Source organism: Peribacillus sp. YIM B13482, from assembly GCF_042787975.1.
GTDB lineage: Bacteria > Bacillota > Bacilli > Bacillales > DSM-1321 > Peribacillus > Peribacillus simplex_A.
Map to the genome: position 1 here is coordinate 17,104 of NZ_JBHZPF010000032.1, position 20,783 is coordinate 37,886.

The 20,783-nt window shown below is 37.8% G+C and carries 15 protein-coding genes and 2 pseudogenes; 15 read left to right on the plus strand and 2 right to left on the minus strand.

Translation table 11 applies throughout. The features are described 5' to 3' along the window. Positions 1–22 precede the first annotated feature (22 nt). From ACFX4L_RS15665 to ACFX4L_RS15675, 3 genes are all read left to right on the plus strand, one after another. On the plus strand, positions 23–1,618 hold the full coding sequence (locus tag ACFX4L_RS15665) for an FMN-binding glutamate synthase family protein (RefSeq protein ID WP_089363253.1): 1,596 nt from the start codon (positions 23–25) through the stop codon (positions 1,616–1,618). Positions 1,619–1,774: 156 nt separating this feature from the next. After that, complete coding sequence (glsA, locus tag ACFX4L_RS15670) at positions 1,775–2,716, plus strand: glutaminase A (protein WP_377385084.1); 942 nt, start codon at positions 1,775–1,777, stop codon at positions 2,714–2,716. Positions 2,717–3,622: 906 nt separating this feature from the next. Then, positions 3,623–4,051: a hypothetical protein gene (locus ACFX4L_RS15675; protein ID WP_089363254.1), complete on the plus strand. Its 429-nt coding sequence runs from the start codon at positions 3,623–3,625 to the stop codon at positions 4,049–4,051. A gap of 864 nt (positions 4,052–4,915) precedes the next feature. On the opposite strand, the gene ACFX4L_RS15680 is transcribed toward ACFX4L_RS15675, so the two are convergent. Then, the gene (locus tag ACFX4L_RS15680; RefSeq protein ID WP_377405614.1) at positions 4,916–5,560 is read right to left on the minus strand and encodes a GntR family transcriptional regulator; all 645 of its coding nucleotides are present in this window, start codon (positions 5,558–5,560) and stop codon (positions 4,916–4,918) included. Positions 5,561–6,348: 788 nt separating this feature from the next. On the opposite strand from ACFX4L_RS15680, the gene ACFX4L_RS15685 reads away from it, so the two are divergent. The 4 genes from ACFX4L_RS15685 (at position 6,349) to ACFX4L_RS15700 (ending at position 11,680) form a co-directional block, all read left to right on the plus strand. Next, entirely contained in the window at positions 6,349–7,611 is a 1,263-nt protein-coding gene (locus ACFX4L_RS15685; protein WP_377385052.1) for a cystathionine gamma-synthase family protein, read from the plus strand. Beyond that, the gene (locus ACFX4L_RS15690; RefSeq protein ID WP_377385054.1) at positions 7,601–8,641 is read left to right on the plus strand and encodes a homoserine dehydrogenase; all 1,041 of its coding nucleotides are present in this window, start codon (positions 7,601–7,603) and stop codon (positions 8,639–8,641) included. Before ACFX4L_RS15685 ends, ACFX4L_RS15690 begins: the two co-directional genes overlap by 11 nt. Positions 8,642–8,695: 54 nt before the next feature. Beyond that, positions 8,696–10,150 (plus strand): aldehyde dehydrogenase family protein, encoded by a 1,455-nt coding sequence (locus ACFX4L_RS15695; RefSeq protein WP_377385056.1) that lies wholly within the window; start codon positions 8,696–8,698, stop codon positions 10,148–10,150. Between the two features lie 93 nt (positions 10,151–10,243). Next, entirely contained in the window at positions 10,244–11,680 is a 1,437-nt protein-coding gene (locus ACFX4L_RS15700) for an amino acid permease (protein WP_377385058.1), read from the plus strand. An 894-nt stretch (positions 11,681–12,574) separates the two neighbouring features. Here the strand turns inward: ACFX4L_RS15700 and ACFX4L_RS15705 are convergent. Next, positions 12,575–12,991 carry a PaaI family thioesterase gene (locus tag ACFX4L_RS15705; RefSeq protein WP_061462759.1) on the minus strand — a complete coding sequence of 139 codons (417 nt, stop codon included), beginning with the start codon at positions 12,989–12,991 and terminating at the stop codon, positions 12,575–12,577. Between the two features lie 514 nt (positions 12,992–13,505). Between ACFX4L_RS15705 and ACFX4L_RS15710 the strand changes: the two genes are divergently transcribed. The 8 genes and pseudogenes from ACFX4L_RS15710 (at position 13,506) to ACFX4L_RS15745 (ending at position 20,642) form a co-directional block, all read left to right on the plus strand. Then, a complete protein-coding gene (locus ACFX4L_RS15710) occupies positions 13,506–14,360 on the plus strand; it encodes a MurR/RpiR family transcriptional regulator (RefSeq protein ID WP_061462761.1) in 855 nt (284 codons plus the stop codon). Between the two features lie 119 nt (positions 14,361–14,479). Further along, positions 14,480–14,673: pseudogene (locus ACFX4L_RS15715) on the plus strand (M20/M25/M40 family metallo-hydrolase); the annotation flags it as partial. Positions 14,674–14,766: 93 nt separating this feature from the next. Continuing rightward, positions 14,767–16,251, plus strand: coding sequence for an amino acid permease (locus ACFX4L_RS15720; protein WP_089363260.1), 1,485 nt, complete (start codon positions 14,767–14,769; stop codon positions 16,249–16,251). Between the two features lie 153 nt (positions 16,252–16,404). Further along, a complete protein-coding gene (locus ACFX4L_RS15725; RefSeq protein WP_377405610.1) occupies positions 16,405–17,241 on the plus strand; it encodes a GNAT family N-acetyltransferase in 837 nt (278 codons plus the stop codon). 126 nt (positions 17,242–17,367) lie between these two features. After that, entirely contained in the window at positions 17,368–18,483 is a 1,116-nt protein-coding gene (gene menC / locus ACFX4L_RS15730) for an o-succinylbenzoate synthase (protein WP_284471068.1), read from the plus strand. 570 nt (positions 18,484–19,053) lie between these two features. Continuing rightward, positions 19,054–19,545, plus strand: coding sequence for a GNAT family N-acetyltransferase (locus ACFX4L_RS15735; protein WP_284471067.1), 492 nt, complete (start codon positions 19,054–19,056; stop codon positions 19,543–19,545). Between the two features lie 148 nt (positions 19,546–19,693). Next, positions 19,694–19,894, plus strand: a pseudogene (locus ACFX4L_RS15740) (IS110 family RNA-guided transposase); the annotation flags it as partial. Positions 19,895–20,240: 346 nt separating this feature from the next. Next, a complete protein-coding gene (locus tag ACFX4L_RS15745; protein ID WP_284471066.1) occupies positions 20,241–20,642 on the plus strand; it encodes a YybH family protein in 402 nt (133 codons plus the stop codon). Positions 20,643–20,783 lie beyond the last annotated feature (141 nt).

The window sequence follows — 20,783 nt, forward strand, 5'->3', positions numbered from 1 at the left end:
AATCATTACTAGGAGGGGTAAAATGGATATCGCAAGTCGTTTAATTATCATTTCATTTATTACTATTGCACTTGTTGTAATAGCACTTGTCATTTTTCTAGTCTATTTATTAATATTAGACCGAAATCAGAAGCATCACGCTATACTACGGAATTATCCAGTACTAGGGAGGGTCCGCTATTTTTTAGAAAAAATCGGACCGGAATTTCGGCAATATTTATTTAACGAGGATACTGAAGGGAAGCCATTTTCAAGAGATGATTATGAACATATTGTAAAAAGCTCAAAATATATGCGGGATGTAATCGGGTTTGGTTCAAAACGTGATTTTGATGAAGAAGGCCTTTTTGTTCGGAATGCTATGTTCCCCAAATTAACCGAAGAAGAAAAATTCGATAGAGAAACAAAGGTGATAACTAAAAGATATATCTTATTGAGAGATCCGCTTCTTATGCAGCGAAAGGAAAAATGGGAGGATGAGGAATCGTCTGCCTACTTATTACATGACCATGATGCCGTAATCATTGGCCCAAATACAAAACATCCATTTAGATTAAAAGGTTTAATTGGGATGTCGGCGATGAGCTATGGTTCATTAGGACATAATGCCATCACAGCTTTATCAGAAGGATTGGCTTTAGCGAAAGGCACATGGATGAATACTGGGGAAGGCGGACTCTCTTCTTATCATTTAAAGGGTGGCGTCGATATTATTATGCAGATTGGCCCAGCCATGTTCGGAGTGCGCGATAAGCATGGCGAAATGGATTGGGACGAGTTAAAGCGGAAAAGTGAAATTCCTCAAATAAAAGCATTTGAGGTTAAGCTCGCTCAAGGTGCCAAAACACGCGGGGGACATATCGATGCTGAAAAAGTTACTCCAGAAATTGCCGAAATTCGCAAAGTGGAACCATTCAAATCGATTGATAGCCCCAATCGTTTTCATCAGTTCAATGATGTACCGACAATGTGTGAATTCATTGAAAGAATCCGCAGCCATACGGGTAAACCTGTTGGAATGAAGATGGTTGTAGGAAGTAATGATAGCGTAGAGGAATTAGCCAAATATATGAAGGAAACCGGCAAAGGTCCGGACTTTATCACTGTGGATGGAGGGGAAGGCGGAACAGGAGCTTCTTATCAAGAATTGATTGATAGTGTCGGTTTGCCGATTAAATCAGCCCTGCCAATTGTTGTCTCCACCCTTCAAAAATATGGGGTACGCGACCGGGTTAAAATTATTGCTTCAGGTAAACTGTTCACCCCTGACCGGATTGCGATTGCTTTGGCGATGGGGGCTGATCTTGTCAATATAGCTCGTGGATTCATGATTGCCATAGGATGTATCCAAACATTGAAATGTCAATCTAATGCCTGTCCAGTTGGGGTAGCCACAACAGACCCAGAATTGCAAAGGGCTCTCGTAATTGACGAAAAGAAATACCGCGTCGTCAACTTTCTCGTGACACTTCGAAAAGGACTATTTCGAATTTCAGCAGCAGCAGGTTTGGATTCACCGGTTCATTTTCAACCTAAGCATATTAGTTATAAGGATGAAAAAGGCGTCGTGACATCACTGGAAACCATCATTCAGGAAATCAGGCAGCAAATAGGGTGAAATCCTGATTATTCTTTTCTCCTATTAATATTAACTTTACTTTCTGTTTATTATCTGCTTCCTGGTTTTGTGAAAAATAACAATGGGATGTTGTAAAATAATCAGTCCACTATCTACCAAGAATTCGCCTTTAAGGGAGGGTAAATTGTGAAAAATATGGGATGTCAATGCAGGTCCAATGTAGAATTGCAGCAACTTGTTGATGAGGCAAAAAAAATTACCGTTAAGGGAAACGTGGCAAACTATATACCGGCTCTTGAAAAGGCGAATCCTGGAGATTTATCTGTGGCTATTTACTATCCTGACGGAAAAAGATATTGTGCGGGGGATGTAAGTGTCAAAATGACCCTCCAAAGCATTTCAAAAGTATTGACACTTGCTATGGTATTAATGGAAAAAGGAGAGGACTATGTCTTTTCTTATGTAGGAAAAGAACCTACCGGTGATCCTTTTAATTCCATTGCCAAGTTAGAGACAAACAAGCCATCCAAGCCGTTAAACCCGATGATCAATGCAGGAGCATTGACTGTGACCCACATGGTTTCAGGTGACAATGTAAATGAGAGGTTTAAGCGTATTTTATATTTTATCCGGGAGTTGACCCAAAATCCTATTATCGATTTTAATGAAGCAGTTGCCAGTTCAGAATACAATACAGCAGACTTAAATCGGTCGTTAAGCTATTTTTTAAAGCAGCATAATGTAATAAACGAAGATGTGGAGGACTTAATCGAATTGTATTCGAAGCAGTGTGCCATTGAAATGGACAGTCAGGATTTGGCGAGGATAGGCTGTGTGCTGGCCATGAATGGGAAAGATCAGTTGACGGGAAAGCAAATCATCCCCGGAGACATTGCTCGTATTTGCAAGACATTCATGGTTACCTGCGGCATGTATAATGCCTCAGGTGAATTTGCCATTAATGTTGGCATTCCGGCCAAAAGCGGCGTGTCAGGAGGAATCATGGGGGCTGTCCCTGGAAAATGCGGAATTGGAATTTATGGTGCAGCGCTGGATGAGAAGGGGAACAGCGTTGCCGGGGTAAAACTCTTGGAAATGATGGCGAAAAAGTATTCATTAAGTATGTTTAATACTTAAACAAGGTTTCCTGTTGCACATTTATTACAGATAGTCCTACAGGTCATGTTTGAATATTCTCATAGAAGCCGTATAGTTATCTTTTTAGAATATGTATGATTTCGAAATGACTTCCCTTATCAAACTCAGTTTTGGGATATTGAATGTAGTTTCAAACTACGCATTTTCATATTGAATCCTTCATGCTTTAGCGAATGTTTAAGGTTATCTGTTACTAAGGTAACCGCCCCCCGGCTTCATTTCATATTATAATAAAATTTGTCCATTGCAGAGATAACAAATCTGTTTTTAGCTTGATGGAGATGTTGGGCCCTGCAACAAGTTGCTTTCATATTTAATCTGGTTCTTAATGCTGCGGCAACCTTTTTCTCGCGGGCAAAATGGATAGATTAAGAGTGTTCAAGAAGGAATAGTTAGTGAGTAAGTTTTTTGTAGACTAATAAATGAATAAAATAGATGACTTCTTTATTGATACTGGATAGCATTCGATCTAGTATTCGGTAGCTCCCACGTGATGCACGAATAAGCCCACGCATCGCTTTATACTTTCAAAATGTTTCATCAATCTTACAGATCGCCATTCTTTAAGAACAATCTAAGGGTACCAGAAAATTGTTTATCCTGGGTATATCCGATAAAGGCCATGTCGTCATATCATATGATTTTGTATAATTCCAATTTTTGTATTATTTTTTTGAATATTTAAAAAGTATTTGTTGGTTTCTGTAGTTTTATATTAGATTCTGTGGTTCCTGTGATAAATTAAAGCTACTTTTTAAGAGAAAATACTACATTAAATAACAATATCTGTGTTTTTGGGGTTAATGGCATACAAACTTCAAAGAACCGGCAGAAAGAAGCTTAATAATTCTCACAAATGAAAGAAAGTTAAAAGGAGAAACAAATATGAACGATCTACAAAAGCAAATACTCTTTTTCCTTGAGGAATGCAATAGAGAAAGGTGTGTAAGTAAAATTGCTGAAAAATACAATAAAAGTCTTGAAGTGATAAGGGCCGAGTTAGTGATACTTGTGAACAAAAACCTCATAGATATCAAAAAGAGTACGACTGGGAAGATAAGCAAAGCAACGATAAAGCCAGAAGGTAAACAATACTTCAGAGACGCTATTGCAATTGTTACTAAGGAGTCAGTACAAGGGCAAATCAATGAATTGAGACAAAAGTTGTCAACTCTGGAAGCCTCATTTCTACAAGCACAAGCGAATCCAACTGCGGAGAATAAACGGTCACTACTAAATAATGCGAATACGGTTCAATCAGTGGCTAATGGATTAAACTCATTTTTTAAAGCTGGAATGGATATCTTTAAGTAAATCGTTTGGTTGTTCCGTCATTAGCATCAAAAGAAAGAGTGGCTGATGCCTCCAATTTTTCTTCTGGGAGCTCTTGTACAATCTACATGCACCTGTGGCCAAAACAGGACTCGCTCATTTCTATTGTTTAGGTGAACGGGTTAGAGCAGAGCTGATGAGGTTAACTAATGAGTGTCATACATAAATACTTAATAACCAAAGTGTCCGAATCAGTTGAATAGAACTAAGTGGGTTTTACTGAAAAGGGAGCACATGGATGTGGATGTTTTAAGATTTAAAGAGCGTGAAACAAACGTAATCGGTGTAAATGACACAGTGAAAGATACAGGCGTTCCACGTTACTTGCTATAGAAAAAATTAATATAAAGAAAGCCTGCTTCCTTGAATATAAGGTTCGTAGGTTTTTTTTCACTATGCCTTAAGGAAATCTTCATGTCCTGAAAACACTCCATTTAATAGTGAACATAAATTCAAGGGCGATGAAATCCTGAGATTAAGCGAGTATTTGTGAGAAAATCATATTAAACTGAGGTAGTTGAAGAAGAAAAACCGGAAATTCGGTATGGACATTTGTAAATAAAAAGTGGGGTATGAAAAGATACTAATGGCAATAAACCGAAAAATTTAATTGTTTTGCTAAAAAGGGGATTGGTTCTATAGTGCAAGTAATAAATTAAAAATTAAACAATCTAAACCCTTTTGCACATTATCAAAAAAGGACAGATTCATTAAAGGGTCAAATCTGCCCAAAAACAAAGGAAATTTATCCATAAATTAATTGGGATTAAACGGAAATCTGTAAGTTGATAGGAAAGTTACGACTTTTCCTTCAGGTAAATCATTTTTGTACCAAAACCATCTATCCTATATCATATCAATATGTGTTATTTTCCAATGCTCATTTTTAATAAGTTGCTCTAAATTTTCTTTGTCTTCTTTTTTAAAGTAAGTGATCATTTTTTTATGATGCTCATTCATTTGTTCTAATACGGCAAAAAGTTTTTCTTCGTCTTTGCTCAAATAGATTTGTCTAACAAAACTGTTTTGTAAAGAATTAAGAAGGTCTATTAATGTATCGTTTTTACATTTATCAATATATACTTTATGGAATTGATTTTGGAATTGCTGATAATCCGAATAATTTTTTTGTGAAATTGACAGGTCAATTTTTTTAACCAGCTCTTCCATTAGTTCAATATCACTCTCTGTAATATGCGCTATAGATAATGAGGCTGCTAGGGCGTCCAGCACACCAACAACTTGAAAAACATCAAGCTTCTTCTTTGTATCAAGTTCTTTAACGATAAATCCCTTTCGAGGAAAATACTCAAGTAAATTTTCTGAAGCTAATTGTATCAAAGCTTCCCTTACAGGGGTTCTGCTTACTTCTAACTTCTCGCTTAGTGCTACTTCATTTACCTTATGATTAGGAAGCAATGTTCCATTCTGAATTTCTTCAGCAATATGATTATATACATGGTCTTTAAGTGATTGGTATCTCTTTTTGATAGTCCTTCTCCCCTATGCTAAAAATTGATACATTTATTATACAATATACAATATAAAATTGAAAATTCTTAATTTTTGTATAGCATAGGCTTCTAAATTCTTCAATAGCTCTACTGTTTAGTAATTATCGCAGCTCACTATTACCTGATCCCAATCAGTCTCTAAGTCCACATGAGGCGATGCTGCCATAGAAATTCAGAGCTTAAACGAATTGAGAGAACCACGGAGTGTGGGAACAATTGTAGTTTGGGTTTTAAGACTTCTACAAGGATATAGAATATTGAACATCATTAAAACTATACGTGTTAATTGAAAGTATTTTTAAGAGTAAACTAATAAAAATATATTGAAAAGGGGAAGAGTCCAGTGTATCATATGTCTTAATACGAATGATATTTCTGATTATTCAGCATATTATACAATATACAATATACAATATAACAAGAAAATATGCTGAGTTAATAGCTCTTCTAACAAAAGCACCTTCATATTAAAATTGGCAAAGAATAAATTTAAGCAGGTGAAAAAAAGGAAGTGGTGACTAGTATAAAGAAAAGGAGGGGGTAATTAATATACAATATACAATATACTAAAACATGTTGTGTTATTAGTTGCTAACAAAAGCACGTTCATAATAAAAATGGCAAAAAAAATGTAAGCACATAAAAAAGAAGCGAAAACTAGTACGGCAAAGGAAGCTATAAAAATACAATATACAATATATTATATAAATCCGAACAAAAAAGAGATGTGGTTGACAAAACTATGAAAATTAGAGGTGAAAGAACATGAGTGAGCAAAACTTTAAAGATATACAAGCCGGTACAAAGGCTGTATGGGCAGGAGAAAAAGAATCTCTTGCTTACAATGCAACTCAAGTTCCTGTGGTGCTAAGTGTTGCCTACAATTACGAGGACATAGACGAGTGGCATGAAGTGGCCATTGGAAAAAAGCCTGGGTATATCTACAATCGCATGACAAATCCCACTGTTCAAGCTCTGGAGGAAAAAGTGAGAATCCTCGAGGGAGCTGAGGAGGCAATTGGTTTCTCATCAGGAATGGCCGCTATAAGCAGCACACTATATACATTTTTAAGACCGGGGGACCGGGTTATATCGGTTAAAGACACTTATGGGGGAACCAATAAAATCTTTACCGAATTCTTACCGAATCTCGATGTAGATGTGCAGTTATGCAACACAGGAAATCATGAAGAAATCGAGGCTGAAGTGGCCAAAGGCTGCAAGGTTTTATATTTGGAGTCTCCAACCAATCCGACGATGAAGATCACTGATATTGAGAGAATGGTAAGAGCCGGAAAATCGGTGGGGGCATTGGTTATCATAGACAATACTTTTGCTACTCCCATTAATCAAAATCCAATTCAATTAGGAGTTGACATTGTAATTCATAGTGCAACTAAATTCTTAAGCGGACATGCCGATGCATTAGGAGGTGTTGCATGCGGTACCAAAGAACTGATGAAAAAAGTCTATCATTATCGAGAAATCAATGGAGCGACGATGGATCCTTGGTCAGCCTATCTTATTTTAAGAGGGATGAAAACGTTAAAACTTCGAGTACGCCAGCAAGAAAAGAGTGCAATGGAAATCGCAAAGTATCTGCAAAAGCAAAAGCTTGTAGAAGCGGTTAATTATCCTGGATTAGAAACACATCCTCATCACCATATTGCAAAGAAACAGATGAGGGGTTTCGGCGGAATTTTAAGTTTTGTATTGAAAGGTGAGATGGATGCAATAAAAATTTTATTGCCAAAATTACAATATGCAAATAAAGCCGGGAATCTTGGAGCTGTTGAAACTATATATGGACCCGCAAGAACGACCAGTCATGTGGAATGTACTCTTGAAGAACGTCAAGCTCTTGGTATCCCGGAAGGTTTGGTTCGTATCTCCGCAGGAATTGAGGATACGGAAGATCTTATTTCTGATTTGGAACAAGCTTTTGCCCATTTGGAATCACAACTACCAGTAACGGTAGCTGCAAATAAAGATATTAATAATGGAAGAGGTATGGGATATGACACATAAAATTGCTTTGCTTGGATTTGGTGTAGTCGGCCAAGGATTGGCAGAAATTTTACAAGATAAAGGTGAGTCTTTACGCAGTGAACTTGGCTTTGATGCTAAAATTGTTGCAATTTCCGATGTCATGAAGGGCTCTCTTTATCACCCTGAAGGGTTGGATATCTCTCAAGTATTACAAGTTGTAAAGGAAACTGGAAAGCTGGAGAGTTACCCTGAAACCCCTGGGTTGATAAGGGGGTGGGACAGCTTTAAGACAATCCTTGAGAGTAATGCGGATACCATCGTAGAGATCACTTTCACGGATGTAAAGACAGGACAACCTGCCATCGATCATTGTAAGACGGCATTTGAAAGTAAAAAGAACGTAGTAATGAGTAATAAAGGTCCCGTTTCTTTAGCTTACCAAGAACTAGCTGAGTTGGCCAAAAAGAATGATGTGCGATGGGGCTTCGAAGGTACTGTTATGAGTGGAACACCAGCATTGAAAATGCCTCTCGTCTCATTGGCGGGAAATAACATTTTTGAATTGCGGGGGATTTTAAATGGAACGACTAATTATATTTTGACCAAAATGGAAGAAGGATTGAGCTATAAGGATGCATTATTTGAGGCACAAGCTCTTGGCTATGCAGAGGCAGATCCTACTAGCGATGTAGAGGGTTATGATTCTCAGTATAAAGCTACTATTCTTGCTAATGTTGTGATGAATATTCCGATGAAACGAGAGGAAGTAGAATGTGTAGGAATTAGTCATCTTACACAGCAAGACATTCAATGGGCAAAGTCTGCAGGGAAAAGGTGGAAGCTTATTGCTGAATGTAAAAAGGATGGTGATAAAGTAATTGCAAAGGTAGGTCCTGAAGCTATACCTCTTACTGATCCTCTAGCTGGGGTTTTGGGAGCACAAAACGCTATTACGTATAACTGTGACTTGGCCGGTCCGATTACGTTGATTGGTGCCGGAGCTGGTCGCAAAGAAACAGGATTCTCTATTCTGATTGATTTAATCAATATGAGCCGTGGGCAATTATGATCTTATATACCACAAGTTATAAGCTGGAAAATTACTTATACGGGGTGATTATCGATGACACTTATTGAAGCGCTTACAAGGAAAAATAAGATGTTTCTTGCTGGAAAATGGGTATCCGGCGAAAAAATAATTGAAGTGCTCGATCCACAGGATAATAGTTTAATTGCAATCGTTCCTGCTGCTAATGAGAAGGATGTACTTCATTCCATTGAAGAGGCAAAAAAAGGAGCGAAAATAGCCGCGGACATGCCAACACATGAAAGAATCGCCATTCTAAATCGTGCTGCCGATTGGATCTATGAGCATAAGGAAAAATATGCAATGACCATCGCTCGTGAGGGAAGTAAGACCATTAAAGAGGCGAGAAAAGAAGTGGTGCGTTGTATCGAAACACTTCGAATTAGCGCAGAAGAAGCAAGGCGAATTAATGGCGAAACGATTTCCTTTGACCAAATGCCGGGAAGTGAAGATCGCATGGGTTATTATTATCGTTTCCCTGTTGGGATTATTGTAGCTATAACGCCTTTCAACGATCCATTAAATCTTGTTGCCCATAAAGTGGGACCTGCTATTGCTTCTGGAAATGCCATCATCGTAAAACCGGCACCCGCTACACCTTTAAGTGCTCTTTTATTGGCAGAAGCCTTTGAAAAAGCAGGTTTACCGCCTAAAGTATTGTCCGTCATTACGGGGTATCCGAGTGATATGGGCGAGAGTCTGATTACTCATTCAGCCATACGAATGATTTCTTTCACAGGAGGTCTCGCCACTGGCCAAGCGATCATGCAAAAGGCAGGTTTGAAAAAGATGAATTTGGAGCTGGGATCGAACTCACCGGTTATCGTTCTGGAAGACGCTGACTTAGAAGAAGCGGTTGAATCGACAGTATCCGGCGCCTTTTGGGCAGCAGGTCAAAATTGCCTGGGAGTGCAAAGATTATATGTTCAAGAAGATATTTATAGGGACTTTGTTGGAAAGTTTGTTAACCGTACTCAACAGTATCGAGTAGGCAATAAACTCTCAGAGGAAACCGACATGGGGCCTATGATTTCAGAGAAAGAAGCAAAGCGAGTTGAGAGTTGGGTTAATGAAGCTGTTGGGAAAGGCGCAAAATTGCTGTGTGGCGGCAAACGTCAAGGTTCTTTTTACTATCCAACTGTTTTAGAGAATGTTCCAGCAGATTGTAAGCTGGCAACTGAAGAAGTTTTCGGACCAGTTGTTACCATTCACAGTGTGCCCGATCTGGATACCGCCATTTTCCAATCTAACAATGTGGATTTCGGCTTGCAAGCAGGTATATTCACTCGTGACTTAAATATGGCGTTTGGAGCTATACGTGAATTGGATGTAGGCGGGGTTATGGTAAATGACAGCTCTGATTATCGTATAGATGCTATGCCTTTTGGGGGAGTGAAGGGTTCTGGTTTAGGCCGTGAAGGAATAAAGTTTGCACTTCAAGAAATGACTGAAATAAAAGTGGTTTGTTTTAAAGTTTCGAGCAAAAGATGATAGAAAAGGTTCATGTGATATTGATAGCTTTATAGGCATCGACCCGAGGTCAATCGTATTGTACTGCATCATATATATAAAGGAGGAGACTGGATGCTAGACGCCAATAGTACCGATCAAAATCTGTTGAAGCGTTCAATGAAAAGCAGGCACTTGTTCATGATTTCGCTAGGTGGGGTAATTGGAACGGGTCTTTTTCTAAGTACAGGTAATACGATTAATCAAGCTGGACCGGGAGGAACGATTCTCGCTTATTTGGTTGGTGGGCTTATCATGTATCTAGTCATGCTATGCCTTGGCGAATTAACTGTAGCTATGCCGGTAACCGGTTCGTTTCAAACATATGCTACGAGGTTTGTGGGTCCTGCTACCGGATTTACCATTGGTTGGCTGTACTGGCTTACATGGGTAGTTACGGTAGGTTCGGAATTTACTGCATCCGGTCTACTGATGAAGAGATGGTTCCCTGAAACTTCCGTCTGGATGTGGAGCGCACTCTTCGCGATTATACTTTTTCTGCTGAACGCCTTTTCTGTAAAATTTTTCGCGGAAACTGAATTTTGGTTTGCCGGCATTAAAGTAATTACTATTATTTTCTTTATCATATTAGGTGGAGCAGCGATGTTTGGCTTCATTCCTATGAACGGGAGTGCAGCTGCTCCGATGCTTTCTAATTTTACCGGGGAAGGGGGCCTTTTTCCAAATGGACTCCTTCCGATATTTATAACCATGATTTCCGTGAATTTCGCCTTTTCAGGAACAGAGCTTATCGGCATTACTGCTGGAGAAAGTGAAAACCCGGAAAAAGACATTCCACTAACCATTAGAAATGTAATTTGGCGAACTATGTTTTTCTTTGTTGGTGCCATATTTGTGCTATCTGGATTAATCTCCTGGAAAGAAGCGGGGGTGATTGAAAGTCCGTTCGTTATGGTTTTTGATAGCATAGGGATACCTTATGCAGCTGATATCATGAACTTTGTTATTATTACAGCTTTACTGTCAGTAGCAAATTCCGGTCTCTATGCATCTACCCGTATGTTATGGTCTCTTTCAAACGAGAAGATGATAAATCCTTTCTTAGGAAGGGTAACGTCAAAAGGAGTTCCGTTTAATGCTTTGATTGTAAGTATGGCAGTAGCCTGCTTGTCATTATTCTCTAGTGTAGTTGCACCGGATACAGTTTATATGGTGCTTGTGGCTATATCTGGATTTGCGGTTGTTGCAGTATGGATGGGAATTGCATTATCACAGTATGTGTTCCGTAAACATTATCTTAAAAAGGGTGGCGATATTAAAGATTTAAAATTTCGTACACCACTTTACCCTTATGTGCCCATAGCCGCTTTTGTTTTATGTTTCGCTTCTATTGTAGGTCTTGCTTTCGATCCGAGCCAACGGATTGCCCTGTATTGTGGAATACCATTCATTGCTTTATGCTATCTTCTCTACTATATAAAAAATCGGGGAAATAAGAATCAAATAGATTCTTATGGTGAATCAGATCAATATGTTGAGAATATTAAGTAGAGAGGGGCTGGCATTAGAAACCTATTACCGATACTAATAGGTCTATTGCGAAAAATGAGAAAGAATAGAAAGAATTACAAAATCTCCGGTTTGTTAAGCTATTAACCAAATAAGAATTTCAATTGACTCTACTCTGGTCAGACCTCTCTCTCTCGCAGGAAGGTCGGGCCTTTTTTGTCCATATTCATCGCTTAGACTCTACTCAAAATCTGTTTAACTTAGTTAACAGACAAGCCATTTGTCCAATTTTGGGCTATATTGAAAAACTCAATGAATACTGATGATTTTAGCGATAGTAAGGCTCTTTGGAACTGTCGGGCAGTTTGGTGAAAACTGAGAGTGAGGTCTTTAAGGGACTGGTAACTTGCAGCGGATTTTTACGAAAGATGCTTTTCTAAGACAAGCAATTTCTTTTAGTTCGTCCACGTATTCTTGCCAAATGTGACGAGACACTACTTTTTGATGATCTTTACTTTCCGTACTTTTGTATGTCTTTCACCATTATTAAATGAAAGAGAAATATATGTCGGCCTCCATTTTACGAACCAAATGGTTCTCAGGCACCAGTTGATCTAACGTAATCATTTCAAGTTGATTGGAACGGGTGTGGGACTCTTTCGGGAAAGGCGAGTGCCCTACTTTCCACACTAATTTCAATCTCCGAATTTTTTAAAAAAGCAATTATAAACACTATATTTTGTTTTTATAAATGATTTTGTTTACATCGTATCTTACTGTTTTATGACCTTCTATTATTCCTTTTCCCCAAGGCTATAAGCATAACATCTAAATACCTATCAGAAATTTGTAAGCCGATTTTAATGCTAGTTTAGATTAGTAAAAGGGAAGCATGTTACAAAGGGCTTTTTGTGCAACATGCTTTTATTAGCCAGTTTAAAGAATCATAACTGATGACACAACGCTTGCCACTTTTTTATCATCTTGAAATAAATCAGCGAGTAGATAAGCTGTTTTTTTTCCGATTCGATCTACTTTTGCTTCAACCTGTACGTCTCCTAATCTTACTGGCCGATGAAAGGTAGTATGTAAATCAATAGATGCGAAGGATTGTCCGATACTTAATTTAGAAGAAATAGCATAAGCCATTATAATATCTGCCGCAGAAGTGACAAATCCACCCATTGCTACACCGTTTCCGTTTATAAATTTTTCATCCACTTTCCATACACCCCTTGCAATTCCTTCCTGGGCATAATTTGCTTTAATCTGTAACGTTAAATCACAATTCGGAGGCTGTTTTCCCTCTGTTAAAACTTGTAAAAGTGCGTTTCCTTCAAATGATTTCTCCATAAAATTGCCCCCTTAAATAAGTTAATACTACAATACAGAATATTCTAACATATCCAATGGTGTTAAATGACATTGAAGTTGTTAAATTTACAAATAAAGTAATTGGAGAATAATACGAATCACTTTTGATTGAAACTTATTAATCACTGATTAAAACTCTAAAAGAATTTTACAGTATAGGAAGGCAAATTACGGCTTTTACCTTAGTTTTATTAAGTTTGCTTTTTACACCTAGCCGATTAGAAGACACATATCCCATCAAAGTAAATATTCAATGATCTCCTAATCTCTATTTGACTATGAGAAGGAATTTCTTCTTATAGTCATTTTTTGTAGACCAATTTAAATATTATCTGAATGAAAAATTTGCTGCTTAGATCTGATATTTATAATTATCTAAAAAATCAAAAAATACTTCTTTTTCTAATTTTATTATGATAATGTGTACATAAAGTATTTGATTCAACATTTTTTTAAAAAGAAGTATTTAATTCACCAAGAGAGGAGATATGCTATGGAACAGCCATCTTTTAAATTATTAGTGAAAGAAAAATTCCACCATTTATCGGGAGGTCAAAAAAAAGTTGCCGCTTACCTAATTGAAAATTTGGATGAAGCCGCCTTTAAAACTGCTTTTCAAATTGGGCAAAAAGCGGAGGTTAGTGAAACAACGGTCATTCGGTTTTCCTATTCATTAGGATTTGAAGGGTTTAGTAAAATGCAGGCAAGAATTCAAAAACAGCTACTGCACCAAAATCAAATAGATATACCCAATAGGGATACCAATCTCCGCATTGATGACAATCAAGATCCATTTACCAAAGTGATAGAAAATGAAGTTCATATTTTAAGACATCTATTAGATCATACGAACGTTCAGGATATATGGAAAGCAGTCGATGTCCTGATACAGGCTGACCAAATATTAATTGCAGGACATCGGATTTCCCATGCCGCCGCCTATTGGTTCTCCTATACGCTAAGTTCATTAAGGGAAAATGTAAGTTTATGTTCGCCAACAGGTGACTTCTATGAAAAGTTCTGTAACCTCACTAACAAGTCAGTATTAATTGTTTTTTCCTTTCCAAGATATGCGAATGAAATAGTAAAAGTTGCGGAGTGCGCAAAAGAACAAGGGGTTTGTTTAATTGTAGTTACAGACCGCCTCCTGTCACCTGTTGGTCGTATCTCTGATATTGCACTGACAACTGAAGAAAATGCAGAAACCGGAACCAATTCAATCGCTTCCGTCATTAGCTTATTGGACTTGGTTATTGCAGGCATACATGAAAAAGACGCAAAACGAATTCATACCCATCAGCAAAAATTAGAAAGGCTATATTCAAGTTATGAAGTGTTTAATGAATGAGTTTTTAATAAAGTTAAAATTCATTTAAAGGAGGTAAATCAATATGAACCCAATTCAATATATTGATCATCATCAAGAATTATTGGATCCCAGGCCTCTCAAAAAGGGTTGTGGCATAGAGGGCTGAAATGGATGCGCTTGTTCAGGAAGTAAATGGAGTTGCAACGGCCAATCAGTCATGTGGACACGATCCACATAGCACAATCGTTTTATATTTATATTTAGCGTTGGCCATTGCCTCAGCGGAATCCGGCCTAAACTTACTCTCCGATTTATATTTCAGCCTGCGGAAGAAAAAGGAGAAGGCGCTCTTTAAATGATCAATGATGGCGCATAATTAACACAGTAATACTGGCGGCGGAAGAAGAGAAGTTTTCACTATAAAAATTTAATGAAGAGGTGTTTCATGAAAAATACCGCACTCGCATCACAAACGGATGTCCAAGCAGCTTCTGATGGAAAACAACTGGAGCGCAAACTCAAACCAAGGCATCTTTCCATGATTGCAATCGGCGGAACCATTGGAACAGGGCTATTTTTAGCAAGCGGTTCCATCATTCATACTGCGGGTCCTGGAGGAGCTGTAGCTGCCTATATTATTGCCGGGATCATGGTTTTCTTTCTGATGACAAGCTTAGCGGAAATGGCCGCCTTTATTCCTATTACAGGCTCTTTTAGCACATATACATCAAGGTTTGTCGATCCGGCTTTGGGATTTGCGATCGGATGGAACTATTGGTATAACAATGCAATTGTAGTCGCTCTGGAATTAGCAGCTTCCTCCCTGATCATGAAATTTTGGCTCCCTTCTGTCCCGGGCATCATTTGGAGCGCATTATTTCTTGCAATCATATTTGGACTGAATATCTTATCGGTAAAAGGATATGGAGAATCAGAATTCTGGTTTGCCATTATAAAAGTTTTAACGATTATCATTTTTATAGCAGTAGGATTATTAATGATTTTTGGAATAATGGGCGGTCATGCAGTAGGTTTTGAAAATTTCACCAAAGAGGAAGCACCGTTTAAAGGTGGCTTTTTATCCATAATAAGTGTCTTTATGGTGGTTGGATTTGCTTTTCAAGGCACCGAGTTAGTAGGAATTGCAGCCGGGGAGAGTGAAAACCCGAGAAAAAATATTCCCAAGGCTATTAAGCAAATCTTCTGGAGACTGCTCTTGTTTTATGTATTGGCGATCATTGTGATTGGATTTCTAATCAGCTATAACGATCCGCGTTTGTTAAGCTCGGATATTGAAGATATTGCGGTAAGTCCCTTCACTCTAGTTTTTCAAAACGCAGGGCTTGCTATCGCTGCCTCCGTTATGAATGTGGTAATTCTTACTTCTGTTCTTTCAGCTGGAAATTCCGCCATGTACGGAGCTTCTCGCGTCCTTTGGGTGCTGGCGAAAGAAGGAAAAGCCCCTTCGTTTCTAAGAAAAGTGAATGCAGGCGGGATTCCAGTGAACGCTGTGTATTTTTCTACCATCGTTGGGATGGCAGCTTTTCTAACCTCTCTTTTCGGTGAAGGCACTATTTATACTTGGTTATTAAATGCTGCAGGACTATCCGGCTTTATATCCTGGTTAGGAATTTCGATTACACATTATCGATTCCGGAAAGCGTTTATTGCACAAGGAAGAGATTTGAAAGATTTGCCTTATGTATCAAAATGGTATCCATTCGGTCCAATATTAGCCACAATTTTATGTGTTACGGCTATCCTGGGACAAAATTATTCTGCTTTTTTCGGCTCTGAGATTGACTGGTATGGAATATTAATTTCTTATATAGGGCTTCCTTTATTTCTCCTGGCTTTTCTAGGCTATAAAATCGTAAAGAGAACAAAAATGATTCCATTGCAAGAAGCTGATTTCAGTAATCGGGAATGATTTCTTTGTCAAAAAGATAGGGAAGTACTACATTTTATTTTAAATAAGGGGTAAAGTGCCTAGCCCGACAAGCGATCAGCCGTTCAACTACCCTGACCAGCTTATGGTTGTTTGGGCAATCAAGGCGCTTGGGATTTTCTTAGGAGGTTGACCATGACGAAAACACAGGAAATTATAATTCGTCCCCTTCATCGAATTGAAGAACTTGAGGACGTAAGAAAGCTAGAATGTAACATTTGGGGGGATGCTGATTCAATTCCCTCACACCAAACCATAACAGCAGTGAAAAACGGTGGTTTGGTTTTAGGAGCTTATTGCAAGGATCAGCTGATTGGATTTCAATACAGCTTTCCAGGTTTCAATGGTAAATCAGCCTATCTTTGTTCACATATTCTAGGCATAGATGAGCAATTTCGCAACAAAGGAATAGGGGAGAAGCTAAAACTAGCACAACGTGAAGAAGCGATAAAGCTCGGCTATTCCCTTATTACCTGGACATACGATCCGTTAGAAAGTATTAATGGGTATTTAAATATAGGCAAGCTTGGTGGGGTCTGTTCTACATTTATCGCAAACTGCTATGGTGAAATGGAAGATCTAATAAACAGTGGAGTTCCTTCTGACCGCTTTCTTGTCGAATGGCATATTGGCAAGAAGGAGATAACGGATTCTAGAGGAAGCGGAATCGCGCTGGACTTAGTATTAGTAATGGAGAACTCGCTTATTCAATGGGATACCATTGATAAGGGAATGCCTGTTCCTTCTTTCACTCTTGGGCTGCCTGAACCAGAATGTGATACAGCTTATGTGGCCATTCCAAAGGATTTCCGAACAATAAGAACCACAAATATTCAAGCGGCCAATGAATGGCGAATGAAATCCAGGGACGTTTTTACCGATTTATTTCAGCAAGGATGGCAGGTAACAGATTTTATAAAGAATTCAACGACAGAAATTCCAGTTCAGTTTTATGTACTAACAAAGAAATAAGCAGGTAGATTTAATAAGAGCCCGTAATTTCAGGCTGCTGTCAGCCTATGCTGCTGTCAGCCTATTTAATAAAAAATTGGTAAGACTGTGTCTTTTACAGGTTTATCACAAAAGGAGAATTTCCAAGTGAAAATTAAACAAGTTATTTTAAGGCATCTTAAGCTAGACTTGCTTGAACCTTTTACAACTAGCTTTGGGACGGAATACGATAGGGATTTTATCCTTGTAGAAGCAAAAAGCGATGATGGCATTTCCGGTTGGGCTGAATCGGTTGCGATGCTCGACCCCCTGTATAATGAAGAGACCTTAAAAACAAACTGGCATATACTCGAAGATTATCTAATTCCAATTATTCTAAAAAATGAAATCCAGCATCCTGATGAAATCTCTGAAAAATATTTCGCCCATATTCGCGGCAATTATATGGCAAAAGCCGCTTTAGAGGGTGCTGTTTGGGATTTGTATGCGAAAAAGAAAAATGCTTCTCTCTCGAGTGTGTTAGGTGGAACAAAAAAGAAAATTGAAGTGGGGGTAAGCATCGGAATTAAGGACTCGATTGATTCGACTCTAGATATGATTGAAGCTTGTCTCGGTGTAGGCTATAAACGGTTTAAACTTAAAATAAAACCGGGCTGGGATGTTGAATTAATAGACAAGGTCCGAAAAGTATATCCAGAAATCCCTCTAATGGCAGATGCAAATTCAGCTTATACCTTACAAGATATAAACCGGTTATCCGCCTTGGATGATTTTAATTTAATGATGATTGAACAGCCGCTTGCCTATAACGATATCATTGACCATGCAGATTTACAGTCAAGGTTAAAAACACCTATTTGCCTGGATGAGAGCATTCACTCATTAGAAGATGCTAGAAAAGCTATTAAATTAGGCAGCTGTAAAATTATTAATATTAAGATTGGCCGCGTCGGAGGCTTGACTGAATCTAAGAAAATCCATGATTTATGTCTTAAACATGAAATTCCACTATGGTGTGGGGGGATGCTGGAATCAGGCATTGGAAGAGCGCATAATATTGCAATTACTTCCCTGCCAAACTTTACCCTTCCTGGAGATACAGCAGCTTCCTCCCTCTACTGGGCAGAAGATATTATTGACCCTGAAGTTACCGTAGAAAACGGAACGATCACGGTTCCAGAATTGCCCGGAATTGGCTATGAACCAAGTTTGGGAAAAATCAATAAGTATACGATAAACAGTCAAACATTTAATTTAAGTTAGAATAGGTCGGTAGACAACATCTATCTCCTTATTGTAAAGGCCATTTCCCAAAAGGGAAGCAGGCCCTTAATTTTTTGAACTCTTATTTCATCCACTGGGTTTTTCCGAAAGCATCAAACTTAATCAATAGCCCGTTCGTAAAAGTACACTTTTGCGAACGGATAAAAATCTATCAAAATCGTCTTGTTTAACATTCGTGAAAGTGTGTTTATAGCTTGCGGACGTTCATTTTATTACATAAAGTGAACGGTGTTAAAGAATGATATGAATAGAAAAAGGGTTTAGAATTACACATTCTAAACCCTTTACCCCTGCTCAGCATAAAAAACGTCTTATATTCGCGTATATGGCGTTTTTTATCCCACAAAGTTCTTAGGTGAAAAGTTCCGAATTCTAAAACCTGAGTTTTTTGATTGCAGAAATCGTAATGTATGATATACCTCTCATTGTAGTTTTTATAAAAATGATAAACCGAAATGAATGCTTGATTTTGGTTTTGGTGGAAGAAGGACAAATTATTTAAAAGTAGAATTTATTAAATTAGAAAAAATATGTAAGAGAGGTATACCAATGACTGTATCATTAATTCCAATTTCTAAAGATAAAAAGCATATTTTACAGAACTTGTATTCACTTTATTTATACGACCTCTCAGAGTATACCGGCAGTTTAGAGATTTCATCTAATGGTTCCTTTGAATTTGATTCATTTGATTTAATTTGGGAGAGAGAAGGTTTATCCCCTTATTTACTAAAAAAGGATACAACAATTGTTGGATTCTTATTACTATTGGAAAGACCTTTTTTAGAAAAAGACTATGATTACAGTATTAATGATATTTTCATGTTGAAGAAATATCGAAGAAAAGGTATCACAATAACTTTGTTAAAAGAATTGTTTGAACAAAAAAAGGGGAAATATTATGTGCTTGAATTAATTAGTAACAAACCTGCTATTCTATTTTGGAAAAGTGTTTATAGTAAACTTAATATAGCCTTTGAAGAAAAGAAACAGAATGTTGATAATGAAGAATGTTTAATTCAATCCTTTCAAATATTTTAAAGCTTATTAAACCATTATTAATCCTTATTGAATGAATGGATGCGTTAGCATTCCTATGGTTTGGTATTTTGCAACTTTGAAAAAATAGGGCTCCTCTGTAAGATATTAAGACACCACTCTAACTCAAAACCTTAAGCGGAACCCCAATATGAAATTTAAAATGCAAGATAAACAAAACCAACTAATAGAGAGAATTTTCGATAAACACCGTGTGGGTGGAGTGGATATTGCCCAATGATTACATATGGCTAGAGCAGTAAATTTCCGTGGAATTGTAGCCGGAGATCCATTTGCATTTGAAAATAATGAAGATAGATTCGCTAGTTTATTAAAATGGATGGATAAGCTTTAAAGATTAAATAAACTGGAGGCAGCAATCGTGGGAATGGAACCAACCCCTTCTTTACCTAACTGCATGTAGGTTGACAGGAGGATTGCCACAACACAGTTTATTTTGAGAACCTCGTATAACTTTTTCTTTTGAAGGAGGAATGAATAATGGTCATTATGGCGGTTGTCGTGAGTTGAATCTTGATCATAGAAGAGATGGGACCTTTATATTTCATTCTTACTCTGATTATTACTTTGCATACTTTTCTTATTCACTTTATGAGCAGGATACCTCAACAAGGCAGTCGAATATTCATTAGTATAAAGCCGGCCTCATTTTCGAGAGGCTTAATTGGAGGGTGAATATGGAAAAGCACGAACTGGAACAAGTTATAAAAAATGCAGATAGGGCAATAAATAACGAGGACTTCGATCAATTGATGGATTTCTATTCAGAGGATGCAACTTTAGTTGTCAAACCTGGAACATTCGCAAAAGGGAAAGATGAAATACGTCGGGCATTCGTTGCTATCGCTGATTACTTTAATCATAGTTTAATCGTCAAACAAGAAAAGATGGCAATAATCGAAACGGGTGATACGGCATTGGTTGTGGCAAAAGCCCAGCTTAGTGCCAATCAAAAAGACGATTCCGAATTCTCTATGGAAAGAACCGCGACATATGTATTTAGGAAGGATTCCATTGGTACCTGGCGCTGCATAATCGACAACTCTTATGGTGCTGAAATAATTGAAGAATTAGTGTAATTTCTGAAAGCTGCCGAATTAGGTGGCTTTTCATTTTTTACTAAGAGAATCAATAAAATAAATATCGTTTACTAATTGCGTTTTAGCAACCCAAAAGAAGCCCAGCGCGTTCTTTCCGAAGTCGTATGAGGAAACTTACAA